This window comes from Falsiroseomonas oryzae, from assembly GCF_027856955.1.
Lineage (GTDB): Bacteria > Pseudomonadota > Alphaproteobacteria > Acetobacterales > Acetobacteraceae > Falsiroseomonas > Falsiroseomonas oryzae.
In genome coordinates this window covers 1-1,544 of record NZ_JAPSMD010000741.1, presented here as the reverse complement: position 1 = coordinate 1,544, position 1,544 = coordinate 1, and the positions used below count along the sequence as shown (strand labels likewise).

The following is a 1,544-nucleotide window of genomic DNA, read 5'->3' as shown; positions in this document are numbered from 1 at the left end:
CGGCGCTGTTCGCGGGCATTCCGGACCTTGTGGTGCCGCGCCTGGTGCGCGTGGCGCCGGCGGCCGACACCGCGGCGGCGGTGCGCGCCGCGCTGGACGAGGCCGGGCTCGACCTGCCGGTGATCGCCCGGCCGGCCGGCACCCATACCGGCCAGGGCATGGTGCTGCTGCGCGATGCCGCGGACTTCGCGGAGCTGCCGCCCATGACCGCGCTGTTCCTCAGTAGTTTCGTCGATTTCCGCGACGCCGACGGGGTGTACCGCAAGACGCGGATCATGGTGGTGGATGGCCGCCCGATGCCGGAGCACCTGGCCGCGGCCGACCACTGGAACATCCATCACCGCAACTCCCGCTCCTTCATGCGCGCCCACCCCGAGGCGCAGGCCGACGAGCAGGCCTACCTGGCGGATTTCGAACGCCGCTTCGGTCCGGCGCGGCTGGGGGCGGTGCGGGAGATCGGCGCGCGGCTCGGCCTGGACTTCTTCGGCATCGACTGCGCGATGCTGTCCGATGGGCGGCTGCTGGTGTTCGAGGCGAATCCCAGCATGCGCGCGATGTTCGCCGAGGCGCGGGAGGGCTTCGACTACCTGCTGCCCGGCCTGTCGCGGATCTCGGCGGCGTTCTGCGACCTCGTCCTGCGGAAGGCCGGGCGGGGCTGAGGGGCCTCAGGGCTTCGGCCGGCTGCCGAAGATCGCGGTGCCGATGCGGACATGGGTGGCGCCCTCGGCGATCGCCGCCTCGAAGTCGCCGCTCATGCCCATGGACAGGGTGCGCAGCCCGTGCCGGGCGGCGAGGCCCGCGAGCCAGGCGAAATGCGGGCGCGGGTCGCCTTCGACGGGCGGGATGCACATCAGGCCGGTAATCTCCAGGCCATGGTCGTCGCGGCAGGCGCGCAGGAAGGCGTCGGCCTCGGCGCGCGGCACGCCGGCCTTCTGCGGCTCGTCGCCGGTGTTGACCTGGACCAGCAGCGCGGGGCGGCGGCCTTCCTTCGCCATGGCATCGGCCAGCGCTGCGGCCAGCTTCGGGCGGTCCAGGCTCTCGATCACGTCGGCGACGCGCACCGCCTCCCGCGCCTTGTTGGTCTGCAGCGCGCCGATCAGGTGCAGGCGCAGCTGCGGATGGGCGGGGCGCAAGGGCGGGAACTTCGCCATCGCCTCCTGCACGCGGTTCTCGCCGAACACGGCCTGCCCAGCGGCCAGCGCCGCCAGCACCGCCTCCGCCGGATGGGTCTTGGAGACGGCGACGAGCGTGACCGTGCCCGGGTCGCGGCCGGCGCGGGCGCAGGCTTCCGCGATGCGGGCCTTTACGGCGGCCAGGTTGCGGGCGATGGCCTCGGGGTCGCTCGATGCGTCGGGCGCGGCGTCGGTCACGGAGGGGTCCGGGTCTTGGAAGGGCGGACGCTAGAGGGGTGGGCCCGGCGGCTCAAGCCGGCGGGCGGGCGCGCGAAGGGGCGCACCGCGCGGTGGCTGCCCCGGCTCTGGCTGCTGTCGGATCCCCGGCGCCTGCCCGATCCCTGCGCGGCGGCGGCGCGGCTGCCGCGCGGC

The 1,544-nt window shown here is 74.6% G+C and carries 1 protein-coding gene and 1 pseudogene; one reads left to right on the top strand and one right to left on the bottom strand.

Translation table 11 applies throughout. The annotated features are described in order from the left end of the window. Window positions 1-659, top strand: a pseudogene (locus tag OZN99_RS31260) (hypothetical protein); the annotation flags it as partial. A 6-nt stretch (window positions 660-665) separates the two neighbouring features. Here the strand turns inward: OZN99_RS31260 and OZN99_RS31255 are convergent. Next, a complete protein-coding gene (locus OZN99_RS31255; protein ID WP_270939093.1) occupies window positions 666-1,370 on the bottom strand; it encodes a YggS family pyridoxal phosphate-dependent enzyme in 705 nt (234 codons plus the stop codon). Between the last annotated feature and the right edge of the window lie 174 nt (window positions 1,371-1,544).